We start from the raw sequence: 3567 nt of genomic DNA, 5'->3' as shown, positions 1-3567 counted from the left end.
GAGACCGTGACCTCACGGCCGAACGCGGCGGCCACCGCCTCCATGGTCACGTCGTCCGGCGTCCCGCCGATCCCGCCGGTGACGACGACCGCGTCGAACGCCTCGGCGTACGCCGCGACGCGGTCGGCGATCGTGAGTCGGTCGTCCGGCACCGAGAGGATCCGCGTCACCGTCACGCCCCGGTCAGCGAGTTCGGCTGCGAGCCAGTTGGCGTTCATGTTCACGGTGTCGCCCGCGAGCAGCTCGTCTCCGACCGTAATGAGCGCGACGTCCATCACCGGACGTACGATGGCGGCGGGTTTCAGGGTTCGGTCGGGATCACGATTCGATCCGCTCGTACGTGACGAACGCCAGCCCATCACCGTCGCTGTCGTCCCTGCCGTCGCTGTCGTCCCTGCCGTCGCTGTCGTCCTCGCCGTTGCCGTCGTCGCCGTCGTCACCGTCATCCCGGCCACTTCCACCGTCGCTGCCGGGGGTCTCCCGGGCCGTCTCCCGCCAGCCGTCCGCGTCCCACGCCGGGAAGTGCGTATCGCCCTCGGGGCGCTCGGGGATCTCCGTCAGTACCATCCGGTCCGCGAGCGGGAGGAACGCCTCGTAGACGGTCGCCCCGCCGATCACGTACACCGTGTCGACGCCGTGGTCCGTCGCGGCGGCCGTGGCTCGCTTGACCGCCTCGTCGAGGTCCCCGGCGAGCACCGCGCAGTCTGGGAGATCGAGATCGCGAGTGGAGAGGACGACGCTCGTCCGCTCCGGGAGCGGCCCGCCGATCCGGTCGACGATGCTCTCGTAGGTGGTTCGCCCGACGATCACGGGATGACCGCTCGTCAGTCGCTTGAAGTGGGCGAGGTCCGCAGGGTAGTGCCACGGCATCCCCGCGTCCGCACCGATGACGCCGTTCTCCGCGACCGCCGCGACGAGGACGAGATCGACCCGGTCGCGGTCACTCCCCTCGCGGTCGGTGTGACTGCCCATCTCACGGTCGCTCCCCGGCATCACTCCGCGACCGCGAAGGAGATCCCCTCCGCGCAGTCGTACTCGACGACCTCGACATCCTCGTACGTCAGCTCGTCGAGCGGGATGTCGGCGATCTCGATCCGCGGCCGCTCGCGCGGCTCCCGAGAGAGCTGTTCGAGCAGGCCGGGGACGTGGTCGTACCCCTCGTCGCCGTCGGCTTCGGCTGGGGCCGTCGCCTCCAGCCACTCCTTCACGCGCAGGTAGTCGACGTCGTCCTCGACGTCCGCCAGCCGCTCTTGGAGTCGGGGGAGGTTGTCGGCGTACCACTCGCCGCGCTCGCCCTGCCCGCAGTAGACGTGCGCGTCGACGACGGTGTGGCCGAACTCGCCGACCTCGAAGCCGGTCCGCTGGGCGAGCGCGTTCGCGAGCAGCGCGTACGCGGCGATGTTGAACGGGACGCCGAGCGCGATGTCCCCCGAGCGCTGCGTGAGATGGAGGTTGAGCTTCCCGTCCTGGACGTTGACGACGAACGTGTAGTGACACGGCGGGAGCGTCGAAACCGTCGCGTTCGCCGGGTGCCACGCGTTCACCACCATCCGTCTGGAGTGGGGGTTCTCGCGGAGCGTGTCGAGCACGTATCCGATCTGGTCGAACGTTCGGCGTTCGGTCCCGTCCGGCCCCTCCTCGACGGTCACCCAGCGATGGCCGTCCTCGGGCCACGTCTCGCCGGGAAGCGCGTCGCCGTCGTCGGGGACCGGGTACCGTCGCCAGAATCGGCCGTACGCGGTATCGAGGTGCCCTTCCTCGTCGGCCCACGCGTCCCAGATCTTCGTCTCCTCGCGAAGGTTCCGGACGTGCTCCTCGCCCGAGAGATACCACAACACCTCGTGTATCAGCGAGTTCCAGCGGTAGCCGTCCATCCGTTTCGTCGTTAACAGGGGGAACCCCTCGGCGAGGTCGACGGTGTACTGGCCGCTGAACGTCGCGATGGTGTCCACGCCGGTTCGGTTCGGCTTGTACGTGCCCGTCGAGAGCGTGTCGTCGACGAGATCGAGGTACTGTTGCATGGTGTCGTGGCGTGCTGACGTCGCCCCGGCGACCCGGTCGTCGGAGCGATCGGTCTATCGGCTCAACGAACCGCGCTACATTAATCGATCTCCTTTCAGGCGGCTTTTCACTTCCGTCCGAACACCCGGTCCCTGAGTCGCCCGATCGTTCCGTCCCTCACGCGTCGAACGGCTTTCGAGGCGGTCCGCCCCGCGATCGTCGCCGTGAACGCGCCACGAACGAACCAGCCGGTCGGGACCCGATCGGGGAAAGTGAACGGCCCGATACGGGAGACGCCCACCGTCCGCGACTCGGTGAATCGTCGCACGCCTTCCGGCCCGTTGCGCCGGCCGATCCCGGAGTCGCCGAACCCGCCCATCGGGGCGTCGCGCGCGCCCCACCCGGTCAGGAACCCGTCGTTCACCGAGACGGTCCCGCAGTCGATCTCGCGGGCGACCCGCGCGCCCCGGTCGCGATCCGCGGTCCAGACGCTCGCATTCAATCCGTACGGGGAGTCGTTGGCGGCCGCGACCGCCGCGTCGGCATCGGGGACGGGCGCCACCGAAACGACCGGCCCGAACGTCTCCTCGCAGGCGACCGTCGCGTCCGGGTCGACCCCGGTCACCACCGTCGGCTCGAAACAGAACGGCGCGACGTCCGGACGGTGACGGCCGCCGGTCTCGACGGTCGCGCCACGGTCGCGAGCGTCGTCGACGTGTGACCGCACCCGATCGAGCTGGTCGGCGTCGATCAGCGAGCCGAGGTCGGCGTCGTAGTCGTAGCTGGTTCCGAGCGTCAGTCGTTCCGTTTCGCGAACGAACGCGTCGAGGAACGCGTCGTAGGCGGACTCGACGACGTAGATCCGCTCGGCGGCCAGACAGAGCTGACCCGCGTTCGAGAAGCAGGCTTGGACCGCGCCACGGGCGGCCTCGTCGACGTCGGCATCACCGAGCACGACGAGCGGGTTGTTGCCGCCGAGCTCCAGCGAACAGTCGATCAGGTTCCGCCCGGCTCGCTCGGCGACCGCTCGGCCCGTCTCGGTGCTCCCGGTAAACGCGACGTAGTCGACCCGGTCGATCAGTGCGGGGCCCACGATAGGTCCCTCGCCGGTGACGACGGTCAGGACGTTCTCGGGAAGACCGGCGTCCTCCAGTAGCTCCGCGAGCGCAAGCGCGGTGTACGGCGTCTTCTCGTCCGGCTTGAGCACGACCGCGTTGCCCGCGAGCAGCGCTGGGATCGCGTCCGCGACCGACAGTGTGAGCGGATAGTTCCACGGCGAGATCACGCCCACGACGCCGACCGGCTCATAGGTGACCGTCGCCGTCGAGAGCCCCGGGACGGCGGCCGTTCGGCGGTCCTCGGCGATCGCGTCCGGTCCCTTCCGAGCCGCATACTCGCACGCCAGCGGCACCTCGAACAGCTCCTCGACGGCGGTCCGACGCGACTTCCCGGTCTCCAGCTGGAGGAGGTCAAGCAGCGTCGACCGACGGTCGAGCAGGAGGTCGGCGGCCCGGTCGAGCACCGCAGCCCGTTCGGCGACCGGTCGTTCCGCCCACGCCGCACCGG

Annotated in this window: 4 protein-coding genes; all 4 read right to left on the bottom strand. The window is 69.6% G+C overall.

Annotation, left to right across the window (positions count from 1 at the left end):
• Positions 1-275, bottom strand: a 275-nt coding sequence (locus tag ACFQEU_RS13090) for a molybdopterin-binding protein (protein ID WP_379782841.1), incomplete at its 3' end; no start/stop codon positions are given.
• Between the two features lie 43 nt (positions 276-318).
• Positions 319-972, bottom strand: coding sequence for a dihydrofolate reductase (locus ACFQEU_RS13085; protein WP_379782843.1), 654 nt, complete (start codon positions 970-972; stop codon positions 319-321).
• Between the two features lie 20 nt (positions 973-992).
• Complete coding sequence (thyA, locus tag ACFQEU_RS13080) at positions 993-2021, bottom strand: thymidylate synthase (protein WP_379782839.1); 1029 nt, start codon at positions 2019-2021, stop codon at positions 993-995.
• A 107-nt stretch (positions 2022-2128) separates the two neighbouring features.
• On the bottom strand, positions 2129-3567 hold a 1439-nt coding region (locus ACFQEU_RS13075; protein WP_379782837.1), incomplete at its 5' end, for a succinic semialdehyde dehydrogenase.

This window comes from Halorubrum tibetense (assembly GCF_042661865.1).
Taxonomy (GTDB): domain Archaea; phylum Halobacteriota; class Halobacteria; order Halobacteriales; family Haloferacaceae; genus Halorubrum; species Halorubrum tibetense.
Note: the sequence above shows the minus strand (reverse complement) of the source record. Positions and strands in the feature narration are given on the sequence as shown.

Coding starts and splice junctions, on each gene's coding strand:
- ACFQEU_RS13085 (WP_379782843.1), bottom strand. CDS start 972: ATGGGCAGTCACACCGACCGCGAGGGGAGTGACCGCGACCGGGTCGAT.
- thyA (WP_379782839.1), bottom strand. CDS start 2,021: ATGCAACAGTACCTCGATCTCGTCGACGACACGCTCTCGACGGGCACG.